The organism is Flavobacterium succinicans, from assembly GCF_001662485.1.
Taxonomy (GTDB): Bacteria; Bacteroidota; Bacteroidia; order Flavobacteriales; family Flavobacteriaceae; genus Flavobacterium; species Flavobacterium succinicans_A.
The window spans coordinates 1-20,072 of record NZ_JMTM01000053.1 but is presented as its reverse complement, the minus strand read 5'-3'; the positions used below and the strand labels follow the sequence as shown (position 1 = coordinate 20,072).

21 protein-coding genes are annotated in these 20,072 nt (G+C 32.9%); 15 read left to right on the top strand and 6 right to left on the bottom strand.

Annotated elements, in window-relative coordinates:
• Positions 1–189: 189 nt before the first annotated feature.
• The gene (locus FLB_RS09055; RefSeq protein ID WP_024981932.1) at positions 190–480 is read right to left on the bottom strand and encodes an HU family DNA-binding protein; all 291 of its coding nucleotides are present in this window, start codon (positions 478–480) and stop codon (positions 190–192) included.
• A 133-nt stretch (positions 481–613) separates the two neighbouring features.
• Between FLB_RS09055 and mutY the strand changes: the two genes are divergently transcribed.
• The 5 genes from mutY to FLB_RS09030 all read left to right on the top strand — a co-directional run bounded on the left by mutY (position 614) and on the right by FLB_RS09030 (position 7,390).
• Positions 614–1,654: an A/G-specific adenine glycosylase gene (mutY, locus tag FLB_RS09050; protein ID WP_064715642.1), complete on the top strand. Its 1,041-nt coding sequence runs from the start codon at positions 614–616 to the stop codon at positions 1,652–1,654.
• 582 nt (positions 1,655–2,236) lie between these two features.
• On the top strand, positions 2,237–2,707 hold the full coding sequence (locus tag FLB_RS09045) for a T9SS type A sorting domain-containing protein (RefSeq protein ID WP_064715641.1): 471 nt from the start codon (positions 2,237–2,239) through the stop codon (positions 2,705–2,707).
• Positions 2,704–3,333: a hypothetical protein gene (locus tag FLB_RS09040; protein WP_064715640.1), complete on the top strand. Its 630-nt coding sequence runs from the start codon at positions 2,704–2,706 to the stop codon at positions 3,331–3,333. Before FLB_RS09045 ends, FLB_RS09040 begins: the two co-directional genes overlap by 4 nt.
• A gap of 114 nt (positions 3,334–3,447) precedes the next feature.
• Positions 3,448–6,441, top strand: a complete 2,994-nt coding sequence (locus tag FLB_RS09035) for an OmpA family protein (RefSeq protein WP_064715639.1) — start codon at positions 3,448–3,450, stop codon at positions 6,439–6,441.
• A 61-nt stretch (positions 6,442–6,502) separates the two neighbouring features.
• Positions 6,503–7,390, top strand: a complete 888-nt coding sequence (locus FLB_RS09030) for a M28 family peptidase (RefSeq protein ID WP_197488950.1) — start codon at positions 6,503–6,505, stop codon at positions 7,388–7,390.
• 177 nt (positions 7,391–7,567) lie between these two features.
• Here the strand turns inward: FLB_RS09030 and FLB_RS09025 are convergent, their stop codons facing one another.
• A complete protein-coding gene (locus tag FLB_RS09025) occupies positions 7,568–8,587 on the bottom strand; it encodes a LacI family DNA-binding transcriptional regulator (RefSeq protein WP_064715637.1) in 1,020 nt (339 codons plus the stop codon).
• 336 nt (positions 8,588–8,923) lie between these two features.
• On the opposite strand from FLB_RS09025, the gene rplM reads away from it, so the two are divergent.
• From rplM to tsf, 4 genes are all read left to right on the top strand, one after another.
• Entirely contained in the window at positions 8,924–9,379 is a 456-nt protein-coding gene (rplM, locus tag FLB_RS09020; RefSeq protein WP_064715636.1) for a 50S ribosomal protein L13, read from the top strand.
• On the top strand, positions 9,379–9,765 hold the full coding sequence (gene rpsI, locus FLB_RS09015) for a 30S ribosomal protein S9 (RefSeq protein ID WP_024980376.1): 387 nt from the start codon (positions 9,379–9,381) through the stop codon (positions 9,763–9,765). The genes rplM and rpsI overlap by 1 nt, the downstream gene beginning before the upstream one ends.
• Positions 9,766–9,935: 170 nt before the next feature.
• Positions 9,936–10,697, top strand: coding sequence for a 30S ribosomal protein S2 (rpsB, locus tag FLB_RS09010; protein ID WP_064715635.1), 762 nt, complete (start codon positions 9,936–9,938; stop codon positions 10,695–10,697).
• Positions 10,698–10,823: 126 nt separating this feature from the next.
• A complete protein-coding gene (gene tsf / locus FLB_RS09005; protein WP_064715857.1) occupies positions 10,824–11,648 on the top strand; it encodes a translation elongation factor Ts in 825 nt (274 codons plus the stop codon).
• A gap of 149 nt (positions 11,649–11,797) precedes the next feature.
• Here the strand turns inward: tsf and FLB_RS09000 are convergent, their stop codons facing one another.
• On the bottom strand, positions 11,798–13,039 hold the full coding sequence (locus tag FLB_RS09000) for an MFS transporter (RefSeq protein WP_064715634.1): 1,242 nt from the start codon (positions 13,037–13,039) through the stop codon (positions 11,798–11,800).
• A 205-nt stretch (positions 13,040–13,244) separates the two neighbouring features.
• On the opposite strand from FLB_RS09000, the gene FLB_RS08995 reads away from it, so the two are divergent.
• From FLB_RS08995 to FLB_RS08980, 4 genes are all read left to right on the top strand, one after another.
• A complete protein-coding gene (locus FLB_RS08995) occupies positions 13,245–14,303 on the top strand; it encodes an exopolyphosphatase (RefSeq protein WP_064715633.1) in 1,059 nt (352 codons plus the stop codon).
• Between the two features lie 130 nt (positions 14,304–14,433).
• Entirely contained in the window at positions 14,434–15,087 is a 654-nt protein-coding gene (locus FLB_RS08990) for a queuosine precursor transporter (protein WP_064715632.1), read from the top strand.
• 107 nt (positions 15,088–15,194) lie between these two features.
• Positions 15,195–15,830 carry a hypothetical protein gene (locus tag FLB_RS08985; RefSeq protein ID WP_064715631.1) on the top strand — a complete coding sequence of 212 codons (636 nt, stop codon included), beginning with the start codon at positions 15,195–15,197 and terminating at the stop codon, positions 15,828–15,830.
• Positions 15,827–16,393, top strand: coding sequence for a DNA-3-methyladenine glycosylase I (locus FLB_RS08980; RefSeq protein ID WP_064715630.1), 567 nt, complete (start codon positions 15,827–15,829; stop codon positions 16,391–16,393). Before FLB_RS08985 ends, FLB_RS08980 begins: the two co-directional genes overlap by 4 nt.
• A 10-nt stretch (positions 16,394–16,403) precedes the next feature.
• On the opposite strand, the gene aat is transcribed toward FLB_RS08980, so the two are convergent.
• From aat to FLB_RS08965, 3 genes are all read right to left on the bottom strand, one after another.
• Entirely contained in the window at positions 16,404–17,039 is a 636-nt protein-coding gene (gene aat / locus FLB_RS08975; RefSeq protein WP_064715856.1) for a leucyl/phenylalanyl-tRNA--protein transferase, read from the bottom strand.
• A 105-nt stretch (positions 17,040–17,144) separates the two neighbouring features.
• Positions 17,145–17,525, bottom strand: coding sequence for a DUF3127 domain-containing protein (locus tag FLB_RS08970; RefSeq protein WP_064715629.1), 381 nt, complete (start codon positions 17,523–17,525; stop codon positions 17,145–17,147).
• 12 nt (positions 17,526–17,537) lie between these two features.
• Positions 17,538–18,413 (bottom strand): flavin reductase, encoded by an 876-nt coding sequence (locus tag FLB_RS08965; protein WP_064715628.1) that lies wholly within the window; start codon positions 18,411–18,413, stop codon positions 17,538–17,540.
• Between the two features lie 89 nt (positions 18,414–18,502).
• Here FLB_RS08965 and FLB_RS08960 point away from each other — a divergent pair, with 89 nt between their 5' ends.
• Both FLB_RS08960 and FLB_RS08955 read left to right on the top strand, forming a co-directional pair.
• Positions 18,503–19,648, top strand: a complete 1,146-nt coding sequence (locus FLB_RS08960) for a sensor histidine kinase (RefSeq protein ID WP_064715627.1) — start codon at positions 18,503–18,505, stop codon at positions 19,646–19,648.
• A gap of 63 nt (positions 19,649–19,711) precedes the next feature.
• The gene (locus FLB_RS08955; protein ID WP_064715626.1) at positions 19,712–19,951 is read left to right on the top strand and encodes a GlsB/YeaQ/YmgE family stress response membrane protein; all 240 of its coding nucleotides are present in this window, start codon (positions 19,712–19,714) and stop codon (positions 19,949–19,951) included.
• The last annotated feature ends 121 nt before the right edge of the window (positions 19,952–20,072 follow it).

Genomic DNA, 20,072 nt, shown 5'->3' with positions numbered 1-20,072 from the left:
GTCTAAAATCTAATGTCTGAAATTCAAATTTCAATGAACTTTTAAAAAGAAAAAAGTAGTTTAAAACTACTTTTTCTTTTTATGACGGTTAGCTCTCGCTCTTTTTTTACGTTTGTGCGTCGCTACCTTATGTCTCTTTCTTTTTTTACCACTTGGCATATCCTGAAGATTTTATGATTAATTAATAGATTATTTTGCTTCGTTATTTGTTTTTACACCTTCTACAAACACTTTAGCTGGTTTAAAAGCTGGAATGTTGTGAGCAGGGATTTTAATAGTGGTGTTTTTAGAAATATTTCTTCCTGTTTTTTCAGCTCTAGTTTTTACAATAAAACTTCCAAAACCTCTTAGATACACATTGTCTCCAGTTTCTAATGAAGTTTTAACTTCATTCATAAAAGTCTCAACTGTTGCTTGAACATCTCCTTTTTCAAGACCTAATTTTTCTGAAATCTTCGCTACGATATCTGCTTTCGTCATTTTCTTTCCTTTTTAATATGTTGTACTATTTTTTTTGAGGTTGCAAATATACGAATTTAAAAAACAATAATTCAACCTAATTCGTTAAAATTTAATTACATAAACTTTTACTTTTGCTTACAAATAATTTACAATGACATTTTCTAACTCCTTAATTCAATGGTATTTACAAAGCAAGAGAGATTTGCCATGGCGAAATACTACTAATCCATACCCAATTTGGCTCTCAGAAATAATTCTTCAACAGACGCGTGTTGCTCAAGGAATGCCTTATTTTTCTAATTTTTTAGAATTTTTTCCTACAATTTATGATTTGGCCCAATCCGATGAGCAAAAAGTGTTGAAATTGTGGCAGGGATTAGGCTATTATTCACGAGCAAGGAATTTACATCAAACCGCACAATATATAGTAAGTGAATTAGGCGGTGTTTTTCCGAATTCATATTCTGGCCTTTTGAAACTAAAGGGGGTTGGTGAATATACAGCAGCAGCAATTGCATCGTTTGCTTATAATGAACCTGTACCTGTGGTTGATGGCAATGTTTTTCGGGTGTTGTCTCGGTATTTTGGAATAGAATCAGATATAAGTTTAGGTAAAACCAAAAAAGAGTTTACTGCTTTGGCTGCAGAATTGTTGCCTAAAGACCAACCTGCGCTTTTTAACCAAGCGATAATGGAGTTTGGCGCGTTGCAATGTGTACCTAAGAGTCCAAATTGTGAAAATTGCATTTTTAACAGCAGTTGTGTTGCTTTGCAAAAAGGATGGGTAGGTGAGTTACCTGTAAAATCTAAAAAGTTAAAAGTGAGACATCGCTACTTTAATTATATAGTAGTAACTGATAAATATGGAAACACCAAAATACAACAGCGAACAGATAAGGGTATTTGGCACAACTTATATGAATTTCCATTGATCGAAACTAAACAAGAGGAAGGATTCGAAACCATTGCGCCTTTGATTCAGAACAATTTTTCTTTCGGAGCTTCGGTAGATCGTATCGAAGAGTGGAATCGCATTGGTATTGTTCATAAACTATCGCATCAACATTTGAATGTCAAGTTTTGGAAAGTGACCCTTGGTGACGTTTTGGTTGATGGAGTAAGTTTTGAACAATTAAAAACCTTTCCTTTTCCGATAGTGATTTACAATTTCATCGAACATATTACGGATTAAAATAATCCATTTTAAATAATTCATTAGCTTTTGCTAAATAATTAATGGTGTGTTTTAAGTTTTTATTCAAAAGCAGGCTGTAATTCGCTAGTTTGTTTTGGGTGTACTATCTATTTTTTTTATATTAAATGGATGTAATTCAATAAGATGCGCTATTTTGTTGCCATTTAAAACATATTTAGTTGTTTTTATAAACTATAAAAAAAAATCAAGAATTTTTTTTTCAAAATATTGATGAAGAAGACTTTTTTTGATTTTAAAAGAAAGAAAAAACTTAATTTTTCATTTGAAATTTCAAAAAAAAATAGTTATTTTTTATAAAAAACAAAGATTTTTTTATAAAAAAAATGACGAAGAATAAATAAAAAAATTAATTTTTAACGATAATTTTTTTACTAACTCTTCGGTTGAGAACCCCAAATAATATAAGGCTTCGCTGAATTTTTTCAGAAAGGAGTGACATTTGTAAATTTTAAATATCCAATTCTGATAGCAAACACTTCATAATTTTTTTTTAAAAAATCATAATCAATTGATAATTAGTATTATAATTTTTGTTAAATTCGATAAAATTTTTTTGTTATGAAATATTTGCTCCTATTTTTCTCAGTTTCTTTTTATGGGCAAGTTTTACATCATCAGATGCTTTCTGCTCAAGGAACAACTAAACAAATCGCTGATGGCTATATAATTAGCCAAACTATCGATCAGCAAAGTGTCATTGGAAATTCAAATAAAGACCCAGTTGTTATTCAGGGTTTTCAGCAAAGTTTGTGGAATGCTTATGTAGAAGACAAACTGAATGCTGAAATAAAAATTTTAACTTATCCCAATCCTTTTAAAGACATCGTTAATTTTCAATTTTTGCAAGCTATCGACGAAGAAATATCAATTTATATTTTTGATATAGCTGGTATCTTGGTTAATAAGCAGAAAGGTAAACCCTCTAATTCAGTTCTGACAATACAGTTACCTAAATTGCCACAATCTGAATACCTTGTTCAACTTCGTTCAACATCAATGATTTATTATACTAAAATTATTAAAATATGATAAAAAAACATTCACTACTTTTTTTACTATTAGTATCTGCAAATTTATTTTCTCAGGAAATCTATTTTAACACAGGGAAAAATTACACAAAGTATTCCTATAAAGACACTAATGATCAATCAAATTCTGATATCCAGAAAGGAACTGGAAGTTTCTATGAAGTTGGTTTTGTTAAGCCTACAGGAATAAAAAATTTTTTTTATGAATATGGGGTTTCGTTTAATGAATATAATGCAATTGGTAGTAATACAGCTGATTCATATCGTTGGGAATCACATTATTTAGGGATTCACGGAGGATTGTCTTATTCTTTGTTGGCGAACAAAACCAAACCTAAAAGGAAATTTGATATTCTAGCTGGTATTGGTTTGAATGCATCTACTCTTGTTTATGGGAAGCAGGAAATTAACGGGACTTATTATAGCCTGATGAAACAAAAAGAATTTTCTGGAATAATTTTAGAACCTTCAATAGGATTAGCTGCTAAATATGCCTTTTCCTCTTCTGGAGCTATAAGTCTTGGTTATAATTTTAGTCATAGTATAAACATTACTAATACTTCCGAAGAGAAATTATCATTTAGAACGAATCAGTTAGAGTTAGGGTTGTGTTTTAAAATCAATTAAAATCAAGTATCAATTGATTTTACAAAACGATTTAATGCAATTTTACAAGATTAAATACTATAAAATGGTTAGTACCAATATGTTGGAAGAACTAACAATTAAACTTCAAATTATATGAAAAAAATAATTTTATTAATAGTGTTTTTTATAGGAGCTCAAATTTATGCTCAGACAAATGGAATAAGCTATCAAGCCATAATTGTAAATCCTAATGGTAGTCAAATACCAGGAGTGAATAATGCAAATAGCCCAGTTGTAAATAAAAATATTTGTATGGTATTCAAGTTTATTGATCAATTTTCAAATGTAGAATATCAGGAAACCGTAAAAACCAAAACGGATGGCTTTGGAATGGTAAATTTAGTGATAGGTAAAGGATCGCAAACCGCTGGATATGCTGATTCTTTTCAGTCTATTGTTTGGAATTCGTCAAAGAAAAGTTTGGTGGTAGGAATTAACATTAGTGGAAATTGTGACACTTACACTGAAATTAGTAATCAGGAATTTAGTTATTCTCCATTTGCTTTTTCAGCTATCAATGCTGAGAACGTTACTGGTACAGTTGCACTAGAAAATGGAGGTACTAATGCAACTACTGTTTTAGGAGCTAAAACAAATTTAGGAATACAAAATGTAGATAATACAAGTGACTTAAATAAACCAATTAGTACAGCGACTCAAACTGCATTAGATTTAAAAGAAAGCATAGTTAATAAGTCTACTGATATAAACCTAGATGGCACTTCCGACACTAAATATCCAACTGTGAAATCTGTTAAAACTTATGTGGATGCAGTAACTGCATTACCTTCTGTAGCTTTGACCACAGAAATAACAAGAGCTAATACTGGTGTGAATACTATCACTACCAGTTTGGCAAATGAAGTTACAAACAGAACTGCAGCTGACTTACTAAAAGAAGATGTGGCCAATAAAAGCACAGATGTTACAACTGATGGCGCTTCGGATAGTAAATACCCAAGTGTAAAATCGGTTAAATCCTATGTAGATGTAAGTTCAGCAGCAGTATCAACCGCTTTAGCTACTGAAGTTACAAACAGAACCGCAGCTGACTTACTAAAAGAAGATGTGGTCAATAAAAGCACAGATGTTACAACTGATGGCGCTTCGGATAGTAAATACCCAAGTGTAAAATCGGTTAAATCCTATGTAGATGCTAGTGCGGCAGTAGCATCAACAGCTTTGTCTAATGAAGAAACAAGAGCGACTACTGCGGAAACTACACTTGCTAGCAGTTTAGCTAGCGAAATAACAGATAGAACTGATGCCGATTTACTAAAAGAAGATGTGGCGAATAAAAGCACAGATGTTGCAGCTGATGGAACATCGGACACTAAATATCCAAGTGTAAAAGCAGTTAAAGCCTATGTAGATGCAAATGCATCTGCTGCTGTTGCAGGTGCTGATACGCAAATCATCTTTAATAATGCAGGTGTTGCTGCGGGTAGTGCAAATAATACTTGGGATAATGCAACTGATACTCATACAGTAGTTGGGACTTCTGTTACCACTAATGAGCGTGTTACGGCATTGGCGGGTACAGGTACGAGAGTGGTTTTAACAGATGCTTCTGGAAATCTAACGGTTTCAGGAGCTACTGGAGTTACAGGTACAGGACTTACAAATTTTCATACTAAATTCACCAATGGCCCTGCAGGCGTAATAGGGAACTCAATGATACAAGACAATGGAACTTCAGTAAGTATTAATTACCCTCTTCAAGCAAATTCTCAATTATTTGTATATCGTCAACAACAAACAGCAAATGGAGACGGTCAATCAACTATATATGGATATCGTGATCGTAATAGTCAAAACGTAGGAGCTAGCTATGGTCAAAATGGAACTAATACAGGGGTTACAGGTATGTCTTTTTGGGGTGACGATTATTCTTTTGGCGTAGGTGGATGGAATTATAATGACTTTTCTCGTGCAGGAGGAGTTGTAGGTGCGGAGATTTATGGTAATTATTGGGGGTCTTTAGGCTATAAGGCTGCTAGTACTGTTACTTATGGTGTATACGGATCCAATGCATATGGTTCTGGAACTGGTTTTTTTACAAATAGTGAAATTTCAGGTTTTGGAGGAGGTTTCTTTGGCGTTATCGGTTCTGCATCCAAAGGAAGTGTAATAGGTCAATTAAATTCTGGAGAATTATTTTCGTCATATAATTCAGGAAATGTTTATACGTTAGGTAAAAATGTGGAGCTTGTAGCAACTTCTAATAATGTTAAAACACCTGTTTATTCGGTTACTAGTACTGAGTCAACTATTTATGCTAAAGGAAGTGCTGAATTAGTTAATGGAACTGCTTATATTGCATTTAATGAGGCATACAAAGCTTTGCTAGGAGAAAATCCAGAAGTCACCGTTACACCAAAAGGAAATTGTAATGGTGTTTATATTGCTAGCATAGATAAAAACGGATTTACTATTAAAGAAATGAACCATGGAACAAGTACTGTTGCAGTCTCTTGGATTTCTGTTGGGAATAGAGTTGATAATCGTTTGGATAAAGCTACTCAAATGGTTTCTGATGCTAATTTTGATAGAAATATACAACAAGTTTTGTTCAATGATTCTAACTTAGATGGAAAAGGTATTGGAATCTGGTGGGATGGAAATAAAATTCAATTTGGTACTATGCCAGAAAGTTTAACGAAAGTAAAAAGACCAAAAGAAGATTATAATTCTAGTGAAAAATCAACGGAAAGCTATAAAACAGAGAAGAAAGAAGCCATTAAAAGAATTGCAGAATTTTCTAAAGCTATTTTGTTCGATACTGGAAAATCAACCATTACTTCAGAATCCTATGTTATCTTGAATACTATCATAGATGTTTTAAATCAATACCGTTCCGATAGTTTTATAATTGAAGGAAATACAGATAATACAGGAGAAACTAATGACAATGTTAAGCTTTCAAAAGACCGATCAGAAGCGGTAATGAATTATTTTATTCAAAGAGGTATTAGTAAAAATAGGCTGAAATCTGTAGGACATGGAGATACAAAGCCCATTGCTTCAAATGATACAGAAGAAGGTAGAAAAAACAACAGACGCGTTGAAATTAATCTTGTCAAATAATAACATAACATTTTATATCTTTAAAGGGTTCTTCACAAAAGAACCCTTTTTAATTTTTCAAATGAATTTATTTCGAATATTTCTAGTTTTAGTTACATCCTTGTCATTTGGGCAAAAAAAGGTTGAGTTTCCTCTTAAGTCTTTATTTAAAGAAGTTGTATTGACTTTGGCAGATGACAGTTTAAAAGGTCGCTACACAGGTACCTTAGAGGAGAGGAAATCATTAAATTACATAGCGTTAAAAATGAAAAGCTTGTCGAGTAAAATTAAATTTGAAAGACAAACTTTTTATGTTAAATTAAAAGACACTACAATAATTTCAAGCAATGGTTTTGTGTTTGTAAATAATCATTCCAGTAAAACCATCTTGATAAGTTCTCATTATGATCATATTGGTTTAGGAAGTGCATTGTCAACTAAATTTATATCTGATCAAATCCACAATGGAGCCGATGATAATGCTTCTGGAGTTGCGATGACTATTGGTTTGGCTAGTGAATTAATCAAACGTAAGAAACCAAACGTAAATTATTTGTTTGTATTCTATTCGGGTCATGAAATAGGGCTATATGGATCAGAAGCTTTTGCTGGTTTTATAAAAGTGCGTTCAAATTATTTCAAAGAAATATCATGCGTTCTCAATTTTGACATGATTGGGCGTTTAGATTCTGACTTAAAAATTTTAAAATGTATGAATTCAAAGTCAGCAACTATAATTTTGGATGCTGTACCAATTGAAAATTTTGGATTGAAATTAAAATTGGGTAATGAAGAACAATTAAAAAATTTGGACACAAAATTTTTTTACAATCAAGGGGTTCCATGTCTTAATTTTACGACAGGTGTTCATATGGACTACCATACGCCATCCGATGATGCAATCTATATTAATTTAGATGGAATGGTTCAGATAGAAAGGTATCTCCTAAAATTAATTGATTGTTTTTAGGTTTTGTTGAAAAACTTAAAAAACAGATAATTTATATTCTGAATTGGTCTACTCTTGAACTAGATATCACTACTCAATTTGATTCGTTTTTTATGTATAAAAATATGCTAGAAGTTCATTTTTTAATTCATCCCAAAAGATAACTTTTAATTTTTGCACATCTTTTTTTCAAGTAAATTATCTAGTAGATTCTCTTTCTTTTAATTTAGTTTTAATTACCTTAGTCTGATAGGGTAAATGATCTTCTTTAGATTCTAGACGATCAATCAATAATTGAGCCGCCACTTCTCCGATTTCAACGCCATGCTGACTTACTGTTGTTAAGCTTGGCGATAAGCGTCTTGAAGCAAGAATTCCGTCAGCAAAACCAATGATGGATAACTCATCTGGGATGCTTAATCCTTTCTTTAAACCAAATTTCAAAGCAGCAACAGAATCGTCTTCGGCTAATGCAAAAACACCATCTATAGTATTATTAGCATAAATAGCTTCTACTTTTTCATTAAGGCCATCGCTAGAATCAGTTCTCAAAATAATATTCTCGTTGATAGGTAAGTTGTTGTTTTTTAAGGCTTGCAAATACCCTTCAAGGCGCAGTTTACCAATGCTTAAATTATCAATTGTTGAAATGAGTGCGATATTTTTACATCCTGAATTGATAAGATATTGAGTAGAATCAAGAGCTGAGTCAAAATCGTCTACAATAACTTTGTCGCAATCCAATTCGTCTGTAGTTCTATCAAAAAGAACAATTGGCGTGCCTTCACTAATAATTTCTTTAAAATGATTGTATTCATGTTCTTTTTGTGCTTCCTCAGAAATAGACAAAACAAAACCGTCAATTGTTCCGTTGCTTAGCATTTCTAAGGTATGAGCTTCTTTTTCTAACGATTCATTAGAGATGCACATAATCACGTTGTATCCGTTGTTATCGGCAACTTTCTCAATACCGCTAAAGACTTTAGCGAAAAAGGAATTCAAAATATTGGGGATAATAACGCCAATAGTTTTTGTCTTACGGTTTTTAAGATTTAAACCAATTACATTAGGCTTGTAGTTTTTTAACTTCGCGTATTCTTTGATTTTAATCTTAGTTTGTTCACTAATTTCAGGGCTATCATTAAGTGCTTTTGATACGGTGGAAACAGAAACATTCAGTTCTTTGGCAATTTGTTTGAGTGTAGCTTTTGCTTTCATAGGATAGAAAATAGTTTCAAGTTTTTTGAATAATTATGAAAAGAAGCATAATTATCAATTATACGCATTAAACAAGCGAAGATAGTCATTATTTTTGTTTTTTTTGTACTTAAAACACTTGATTTTTTGCAAAAAAAAGATTTTCAACCATTTATATTTTAATGAGTAGCTTCCTAAAAATTAAAGTAGAATATTATCTTAAAATGAATATACGATTGATAATCAATGCAGAAAGCTTTGAAAAATAATCATTTAAGGTATTTGTATTTAAAATAATTAATTGTACTTTTGCAACCCCTTTATTGGGGATGGAATGTTTAATTAAAATTTATTATTGTGAACGCATTAAGCTACAAGACAATCTCAACAACAAAAGCCAATTCTACTAAAGAATGGATCGTTGTAGATGCAGACGGTCATAACTTAGGACGTCTTGCTTCAAAAGTCGCTATGATTTTGAGAGGTAAGTACAAACCAAGTTATACACCACACGTGGACTGTGGAGATAACGTAATTGTTATCAACGCAGAAAAAATTAACCTTACAGGAAACAAAATGGATGACAAAATTTACATGCGTCATACAGGTTACCCAGGAGGACAAAGAACTTTAACTGCTAAAGTTTTACAATCTAAAAACCCAGCGTTATTAGTGGAGAAAGCAGTAAAAGGGATGTTACCTAAAAATAAATTAGGAGCTGAACTTTTCAGAAATTTAAATGTTGTTGTAGGAGCTGAGCATAAACAAGGTGCTCAAAAACCTAGAACTGTTAACCTTAACGATCTTAAGTAATGGGAGTTATTCACAAAATCGGTAGAAGAAAAACCGCTGTTGCACGTGTTTATGTTTCAGAAGGAACAGGAGTAATCACAGTAAACAAAAAAGAATTCGCAACTTACTTCCCAACTGCTACTTTACAGTACAAAGTAATGCAACCAATGTCTATGACAGAAAATGCATCAAACTTTGACGTAAAAGTAAACGTTTATGGAGGTGGTGTAACTGGTCAAGCAGAAGCTGTAAGAATGGCAATCGCTCGCGCAATGTGTGAAGTAAATGCTGAAAACAGAGGAGTATTGAAACCAGAAGGTTTATTAACAAGAGACCCAAGAATGGTTGAACGTAAGAAATTCGGTCAGAAGAAAGCTCGTAAGAGATTCCAATTCTCTAAACGTTAATATTGCCTGTCTTGTGCAATACGTACAAGACTTCGTTTATTTATTGAATTTAAAAACAATGTTGTTGTTGTCCCGATGCGTCGGGAAATTAGTTTAGCATCTAAATGTAAGTAGCCGATTTATCGCCATTCGTACATTGCTAATCAACAGAACGTAAACTAGTACAAAAAATGTCAAACAAAGTAGAAGTAAAAGAATTACTAGAAGCAGGTGTTCATTTTGGACACATGACTAGAAAATGGGATCCAAACATGGCTCCTTATATTTATATGGAGCGAAATGGAATCCACATTATCAATCTATATAAAACTGCAGCAAAAATTGAAGAGGCTAATGAAGCATTGAAAAAAATCGCTGCATCAGGTAGAAAAATATTATTTGTTGCTACCAAAAAACAAGCTAAAGACATCGTAGCTGAAAAAGCAAAAGCTGCAAATATGCCTTATATCACTGAAAGATGGCCAGGTGGAATGTTGACAAACTTTGTTACCATTCGTAAAGCTGTTAAAAAAATGTCTTCTATCGACAAGATGAAAAAAGACGGTACTTTTAACACACTTTCTAAAAAAGAGCGTTTGCAAGTAGATCGTCTTCGTGCTAAATTAGAGAAAAACTTAGGTTCAATCGCAGATATGTCAAGATTACCTGCAGCATTGTTCGTAGTAGACATCAAAGCGGAACACATCGCAATAAAAGAAGCTCAAAAATTAAACATTCCAGTTTTTGCAATGGTTGATACTAACTCTGATCCACGTGAAGTAGATTATGTTATCCCTGCAAATGATGATGCTTCTAAATCAATTGACAAAATTTTATCTTTAGTTACTACTGCTGTAATCGAAGGCCTTTCTGATAGAGGTGCTGAGAAAGAAGTTGAAGCTGCTCCTGCTACCGAAGAAGTAGCTCCTGAAGCTCCAGCAACTGAAGAATAAATCAAATTTTAAATTCCAAAACTTAAATTCCAAAATCCAAAATCAGAAAATTAACTTTCTGATAAAGTTGGAATTTGGGATTTGAGAATTGGAATTTTTACTTTTAACATTAAAATACAAAATATTATGGCAACAATTACTGCTGCAGACGTAAATAAATTAAGAACAATCACAGGTGCAGGTATGATGGACTGCAAAAAAGCCTTGGTTGAAGCAGAAGGAGATTTTGATTTAGCTATCGAAAACTTACGTAAAAAAGGACAAAAAGTAGCGGCTAACCGTTCTGATAGAGAATCTACAGAAGGTGCTGTTATCGCTGTTGTGAATGCTGAAAAAACTGCTGGTGTTGTAGTTTCATTAAACTGTGAAACTGACTTCGTAGGTAAAAACGAATCATTCGTAAAATTAGCTCAAGATTTAGCTGCTTTAGCTTTAAACTTCAATACTAAAGAAGAATTATTAGCGGCTGATTTCAACGGAATTACTGTTGCTGAAAAATTAATTGAGCAAACAGGAGTTATTGGAGAAAAAATCGAAATTGGTGCTTTCGAAAGATTAGAAGGCGCTTTCATCGGTTCTTACATCCACGCTGGTAACAAAATCGCTACTTTAACTGCTTTATCTAAAAACATTGAAGGTGCTGACGAAGTTGCTAAAAATATTTCTATGCAAGCTGCTGCAATGGCACCTATCGCTCTTAACGAAGACGGTGTTGATGCTGAAACTATCGCTAAAGAAATTGAAATCGCAAAAGACTTATTACGTCAAGAAGGCAAGCCTGAAGCTATGTTAGACAATATCGCTAAAGGTAAATTAGCTCGTTTCTTTAAAGACAACACTTTAGTAAACCAAGATTATATTAAAGATAGTAAATTAAGCGTTGCTGCTTATGCTAAATCTTTAGATAAAGATCTTATCGTAACTGGTTTCAAAAGAGCTGCTTTAGGATAATAAAAGCAAAGATGTACTTCTTGTATTATCAAACAAAAGTCCCAACTTCATTGGAAGTTGGGACTTTTTATTTATGCGTAGATAATTTTATTCCATAAAAAAAACGGTAGTAAATTGATTACTACCGTTTTTTTTATTTAAAGTAAAATTTATTTTCTATCGTCGCTTTCTACGGGGATCATTCTCGCTTTGTTTAATTCTTCTTTCTCAACCATTGCAAACAATTTAAATACAAGTAAAGAACCGACCAAGCCAAGAATAGACATAAAAATCCAATTCGTTTCGTATCCTGAAAATTGAATGATTTCCATTCCTGATTTTGCACTCAAAATGTGAGCGAAACTATAGCTCATGGTAAAAGCAGCCATATATTTCCCTTCTCTTTGCTCATAAGATCTTTCCATAGCAAATGAATTCGCAAAAGGAAACGTCAACATTACGCCACAAGTCATAAATAACATCATGGGAATCAACATTCCTTCCCATGGATACAATAAGAATAAAAAACTTGTAGCCATTAAGACCAAACCGAAAAAGATAACTCTATGGTTGTTGATTTTGTTTCTGCTCACGTAGTTCACAATGGGAAGTTCAAAAAGCAAGATCAGCAAGCCATTCAAGCTCAATAATAATCCACTATCAAATTCAGACATATTGAATTGTTCTTTGTGATACAAAGGTAAAGTGGTAAATATTTGAAAAAACAAAATTCCAGTTATTAAGCAAATAACTAAGTGCAGCATAAATGGTTTGTCTTTCGTAACTGAAATGTTTTTAGGCAATGCTTTTTCAGTGGCAGATTTTATAGGTAATTGTTTCTCTTTTACAAAGAGTACAAAAACAATAATAGCTAAAATACAAGTGGCACCATCTGCATAAAAGATAAACTCATATCCTGATTGCATGATAATTAAACCTCCTAAAACTGGTCCAAAAAGGAATCCTAAATTGACAGCTGCACGAGTTAGTGAATAAGCGCTTGCTCTATTTTCTTTAGTGGTAAAGGTTTTTAAACAAACCAACATAGCGGGACGAAACATATCCGCAATGATAGTTAGAATTAGTATGCCAATGCACATTTCTTCAAATGTTTTAGCATAATGTAGTAAAATAAAAACGATACCACTCGCAAATAAACTAAAAACCATGACTTTGTAAAAGCCAATCTTATCTGATAATTTACCACTAAGCCAAGTGCCTATGATAGAACCAATTCCGAAGAAAACCATTACCCAACCAATTTGGCTGTAGCTAAAATGTAAATTTTCTTTCATGTACTTTGACAGAAAAGGAATAACCATTGTTCCCGCTCTGTTAATAAATGTGATTAAAGTCAAAATCCAGACTTCTCTTGGAAAGTCTTTAAAATTGTTTAGGTAGTTTTTTATCATAATTAAAAATTTTTGGGGCAAAAATATTTTTATAGAGGCAAAAATAGATTTTTTTTTAGACGAAGCAACATTGAAATGTTAAATTATAGGTTAGTGATTTAAAAAAAAGAACCCTCTCATTTTTCGAAATAAAATTTAAAAAAAATGATACATTTTTCAAATTTTAATCTAGATTTGCAACCTAACCCCAAATTAAAAAATTATTATGAAAGAAAAATTGCACTTTATAGTTGCGCTGCTGTTCTTTTCATTTTCTTCTTATGCTCAACTTTATGGAGGAATTGAAATCGGTAGTAAAGGTGTTAAAATGACCGTTCTTGAAGTTGAAAACTTAAAGAAAAACAATTATGATGTTAAAGAATTTTGGACAGAAAACATTGGTATAGCAACGGGTATCTCAATAGATGGTACTTTATTCAAAGAAGACATTGAGCGTGCGGTAGCTGTTGTTTTATTGAACTACGACAAAATGCTTACAGAATACAAAATTGAAGATAAAAATATTTTCATAGTAGCATCATCTGGAGTTGGTTTAGCCACCAATACAAGCGAACTTACAGACAAAATCAAACTTCTTACAAAAAAGAATGTAGAAGTAATTTCTTCTTCTTTGGAAGCTAAGCTTTTACTTAAAGGATGTATTCCTCCAAAAAACTATTTAAACTCTGTTATTGTTGATATCGGGGGTGGTAATACTAAAGGCGGTTACGCAAAGGAAATCAATTCTTCTGGGGTTTTCTTTCCTATCTCAGCTGATATCGGAACTGTAACCTTGACCGAGTTAATCAACAAAAAATGTAAACAAAAAACCGTTTTTGAGTTTAACGAAGAAATGTTCAACTATCTGCCAACATTACGTGAAACTTTCACAAAAATGTATACTAACAGACCAGAATCTCAACAAAAAAACAACGTTTACATTTCTGGTGGAGCTGCTTGGGCAATGTTTACTTTGCTAAATGGTACTGTAGCAGAAGAAAACTTTACTCCAGTAACTTATGATGATATTTTATCAATCAAAGCTATTGCAGAAAACAACTACCAGCGTTTTGTTTTGGATGCTGAAAACAATGCTAATAAGAAAAAAGTATTAAAAACATATCAGCAAAAAAATCTAATTGCCGCATTTAACCTTTTAGAAACTTGTCTAGAAGTAATTCCAGATATGAAAAACAAGAAGATTTTCTTTGCAAAACAAGGTCAAATTGCCTGGTTAGTAAGTTACGTATTCGACAATGCTAGAGGAGTAAAACAGATTTACTAGTTTTAATCCTTTTCAAAATATTAATCCCATTCGTTTTTTACGTTTGGGATTTTTTTTATTTAACAACTGTTCTAATTCTAAAACAGAAACCAAATCAAAATAAAATGTTATTTTTGAGAAACTCAAAACTATGTTTAAAACTCGTAAAGATTTTGTTTTTGTGATTCTCGCAGGGATTTTCATTACCAATGCTGTTACTGCAGAACTAATTGGTGGTAAGTTAATCCAAATTGGGCCTTTTGTAATGAGTATCGGGATTTTGCCTTGGCCTGTGGTATTCTTGACTACTGATTTAATCAATGAATATTTTGGAGAAAAAGGTGTTCGTAAACTTTCCTTTATTACTGCTTGTCTTATCGCTTATTCATTTCTCATTCTATTACTCGCTATGAGTATTCCTGCGGCTAAAGGAATTAGTCCAGTAAACGATGATCAATTTCAAGCCGTTTTTGGACAAAGTATGTGGATTATTGTTGGAAGTATTATTGCTTTTATGGTTTCACAACTCATTGATGTTACTGTGTTTTGGTTTTTTAAAAACCGAACGGGTGATACTAAGATTTGGTTGAGAACAACTGGTTCAACTCTGGTTTCGCAACTGTTTGATTCCTTTATCGTTTTAGGTATTGCCTTTTGGCTCCCTGGAAAAATAGATTTTGAAACTTTTCTAAGTTCTGCACTTACGGGTTATACCTTTAAACTTTCTATAGCTATTCTTTTAACTCCAGTAATTTATGCGGGACATCATTTCATTAAAAAATACCTTTCCAAAGAAACCGTTTAAAACATTGATTTTAGATTAATTTGGCAAAATTTTATTTTGAATATCATTATTTTTACATCAAATAAACAAACTGATTTCAATATCAAAAGTTCTCTAAATTACCCGAAATGAACAAAGTAACATCCTTTATTTTTCTTTTAGTACTATTCAACCTAGTAGGTTGTAATGGTAATGATTCCGAAAAAGAGGACAATACTTCACAAGAACAAAACTCCAATACTGTAATTATTACAGAAAATGAATCCTCTGCCAAATCAGGCAATACAATAACCTCAAAGAACGAATCCCGTTCTTCATCACGTAAAAACGAGAGTAAAACCCTCATTGAAAACGTCAAGTCAATAATTGAACCTTCGGGTTTAGTTCTCGAAAAAAAAATTAATTCGCCTTTAAAAGATTTGTTTGAACATGGGCAAATTGGAAAAACATACACCAAAAAAGAACTCATAGAAAACTTTAATTTTCCCAAAGAATCATTAGGTCTCGTCAAAAAGGTAACATATACAGGACAACATACATTGTACTTTTATTGGGGATCTACTTGGTTTGTAGAAAGAATTTCGGATGCAAAATTCAAAAATGGAATACTAACCTTTGACATCAAAGAAAACAAAACTATCTTAAAAGGGGGCGCCATCGGAATAAAGCACAATAAAAAAATCCATACCGAATTAATTATCAAAAACGGCAATGCCTATATCCCATCAGTGAAAGGCTATTATTGGGAAATAAAAAAACAATGACAAAACCACTCCACCGCTGCAACTGGTGCAACTCTAGCACTCTATACCAAAAATACCACGACGAAGAATGGGGCAAACCTGTTTATGACGATGCTACTTTATTTGAATTTCTGCTTTTGGAAACCTTTCAAGCGGGGTTAAGTTGGATTACTATCTTAAACAAAAGAGACAATTTTCGTAGAGCATTTGATACTTTTGATTATAAAAAAATCGCACAGTATTCTGATCATAAAATTCAAGCATTATTACAAGATGCTGGTATCATTCGCAACAAACTCAAAGTTTATTCCGCTGTAACCAACGCTCAAAATTTCATCAAAATCCAAGAAGAATTTGGAAGTTTCTCTACTTACATTTGGGCTTTTGTAGACCATAAACCTATTGACAATTTCCCTAAAACCTTGAAAGACGTTCCAGCTACTTCGCCGATTTCGGATGCGATAAGTAAAGACTTAAAAAAAAGAGGCTTTAAATTTGTCGGTTCCACAGTAATCTATGCGCATATGCAGGCCACTGGCATGGTCAATGACCATGTTGAAGATTGTTGGATCAGGAACAATTAGGTAAATTTTATTAACCTTTCAATATTTGCATAAAATCGGCTCGTTCTATTTCTACACAACCCAAACTGGCTAAATGGTCATTATAGACTTGACAGTCCAAAAGACGATAGTTATTAATTTTAAGATGGTTGACTAAAGCAATAAATGCCACTTTAGAAGCATTAGAAACCAAAGAAAACATACTCTCACCGCAAAAAACATGTCCTAAATCTACACCATACAATCCTCCAACCAATTGATTGTCTTGCCAAACCTCAACCGATTTTGCAAGGCCTAATTCGTGTAATTTGCAATAAGCCTCAATCATATCATTTGTAATCCAAGTTCCTGTTTGTCCGTCGCGTTTTACTTGTTGGCAATGAGCAATAACCGCTCTAAAATCTTGGTTAAAGGTGACTTTAAAAACATTTCGATTCAAAATGTTTCGCATACTTTTCGACACTACCAAATCTTCTAGAAAAAGTACCATTCTAGGATTGGGCGACCACCAAATAATCGGTTGATCCTCTTCGAACCAAGGAAAAATTCCACTTGAATAAGCCAACTGTAAACGCTCTGGAGATAAATCACCTCCAATAGCCAATATTCCATCAGGATTAGCTTCTGAAACAGGTGGGAAAAATAAGTTTTTAGATAAATGATACATCTTTTTGTTCGATACTTTAATTACAAATGCCGTCAAAAAAAATTCCAAATTCCAATACATCGTAATGCTTTGGAATTTGGAAAATAGAATTTGAAATTTATTCTTTTAGAAAGGTAAATCGTCTGCTTCTTCTTCATTAAAATTAGTCGCTGGAGCAAACGTTTCTGCCGCTGGCATTGGTGGTGCTTGAGCAGGAGCTGCTGCTGCAACTGGAGCTTGTTTCTCAATTCTCCATCCCACAATAGTATTAAAGTGTTTTACTTCGCCTTGAGGACTCACCCATTCTCTTCCTCTTAAATTGATAGAAACTTTAACTGGCTCCCCAACTGCATAACTGTTCAATAAATCGGTTTTGTCTTGCTGAAATTCAATCGAAATATGTTGTGGGTATTGCTCATCAGTAGTTACTACAACTTCTCTCTTTTTAAAAGAAGCACTTACTTGTTGTACAGGGTTGATTACTTTTACTCTTCCTAAAACTTCCATAATACTTAAAATTTACTTTTTGGCTAATAATAACTTCCAAGCGTCTACTGCTTTTCCGTTAACTAAATACTCTTTTGCTTTTTGAAATTTCTTATCCATATCGTCGGCACTGAGGACCGCTTTGACATCGAAATTTTCTTTTACAAAGATAGTAATTTCTTCTTCGGTTGGAATTTTTTCTATGTTTCCTAATTTACCTAAGTCATTCCCATCAAAATAAGCACTTTCTCTAATAAAACCAGGAATAGCATCTACGCCAATACCCAAGGTGTTTAAAGGTTTTTCAACCTCAAAAAGACCTTCGTTCGATCTAGAATACCAATTTCCTCCTAATCGAGAAACCAAATCAATTTTGTGCTGATCGATGGCGCCATTACTGTCCAAAATCGACTCATCGATATGTAACTTTACTACTTCACACAAAATTAAATTACCCGCTCCTCCTTCTGTCCCCAAAGCAATAATTTGAGTGACTTTGCATTCAAACTGTACAGGAGATTCTTTTACGCGATAGGGCTTTACGATGGTTGAAGGAATGGGTGTGAATCCCGATTTTAAAAATTCATTCACTCCTTCTGGATATTCGGTACTCGACAAAGAAGTTTGCTGCACCATATCATAATTCACTACATTTATCACCACTTCGCGAGTAGCTTCAGCATTTTGCAACGTATGTTTTGTTGTATTATCCCGAACTCGACGCGCGGGAGAAAAAACCAAAATGGGCGGATTAGCACTGAATACATTAAAAAAACTAAAAGGAGATAAATTAGGCACTCCATTACTATCTATTGTACTTGCAAAAGCAATAGGTCTTGGACCAACTGAACTTTGCAAATAACCTTGTAGCTGAGCGGTAGGAATACTTTTGGGATCTATAGTTACCATAATTTGAAGTTAAAACGCTATTTTGTTTTCACAAAAGTAAAATACAACCATCATAAATTCGTTATATTTATCGTTAAAAAAAGAAACTTATGCCCTTTTCAAATAAAAGAAACACCACTCGATGGATCATTATTGCTTCCTCGTTCTGTTTGGTTTCTTTAATTTTATGGAATACTTATACCTTTTTTCAAATTTTTAAAAATGAAGAGCGGTTAAAAATGAAACTTTGGGCACATGCTCAAGAGACTTTAATCAATGCTGATGAAAACACAGATGTAGATTTGCCACTTCTTATTTTTAGCAATAATACTTCTATTCCAATCATGCTTACTGAGAAAGACAGCATCATCAATGCAGTCAATATCGATACCACAATTATCCAAAATCCGAAAAAATCAAGACTCTTTTTAGAAAAATTAAAAGGTGAAAATGAGCCTATCCACATTGTTTATGCTCCAGGAAGAGTTCAAAAACTTTATTATGGCAACTCTTCGCTTTTAAATCAATTAAAATATTATCCAATTGCCTTACTACTCATCATTGTCTTGTTTGCTGCTCTAGTTTTTAATTATTACAAAAGCACTAAAATGGCGACCCAAAACAAGCTTTGGGCAGGAATGGCCAAGGAAACAGCCCATCAAATTGGCACTCCATTGTCTTCTTTGATTGGTTGGATTGAGCTTTTAAAAACCGAAGATATACCCGAAAGTACGACCAAAGAAATTGAAAAAGATATTGAACGTCTGCAAACCATTACTGATCGTTTTTCAAAAATTGGTTCAGAACCCAAACTCGAAACCAAAGATATTGTTTCAGAAACTTTACTTTCTTATGACTATTTACAATCTAGATTTTCTAAGCAGATTGAATTTTCAATTTCGGCACCTCAAAAAAACATTTTAGTACAATTAAATCCTACTTTGCATAGTTGGACGATTGAAAACATGGTAAAAAATGCTATTGATGCGATGAAGGGGAAAGGCAAATTACATTTAGCCATTGAAGAAGAAAACGACAGTGTAAAAATCACCATTTCAGATACTGGAAGCGGCATTCCAAAAAATCAATTTAAAAAAATCTTTGAACCTGGTTTTACAACCAAAAAAAGAGGATGGGGATTAGGCTTGTCGTTAACCAAACGTATTGTTGAAGACTATCACAAAGGAAAAATCAAAGTATTGCAGTCAGAAGTAGGAAAAGGAACAGTAATGCAGCTAATTTTTGTAAAATTCTGATTTTATTGGCTTTAAGATTATTTTTCGATTAATTTTAAGGGATAACTAATAAAAAATAGACTTATGGAATTTTTGTATTTTCTTTTGATCGGTGCCATTTCAGGATGGCTAGGTGGACAACTTTGGAAAGGTAGCGGCTTTGGTTTATTTGGTAATATCATTGTAGGTATTGTTGGTAGTATCTTTGGTGGCTGGCTGGCTGGAAAATTAGGAATTGGTGGTGGTGGTCTACTTTGGCAGATTATCATTGCTGCTGGAGGCGCTTGGGTTTTGCTATTTTTAATAAGTTTATTCAAAAAATAGACTTCAAAAACTGGTTTAATAGTCAAAAATAGTTGGTAAAAATGCTGCAAAGCATTATAAAATATGATGTTTGCAAAAGTTTATTGAAATTCGTTTCAATAAACTTTTCTTATTTATGAAA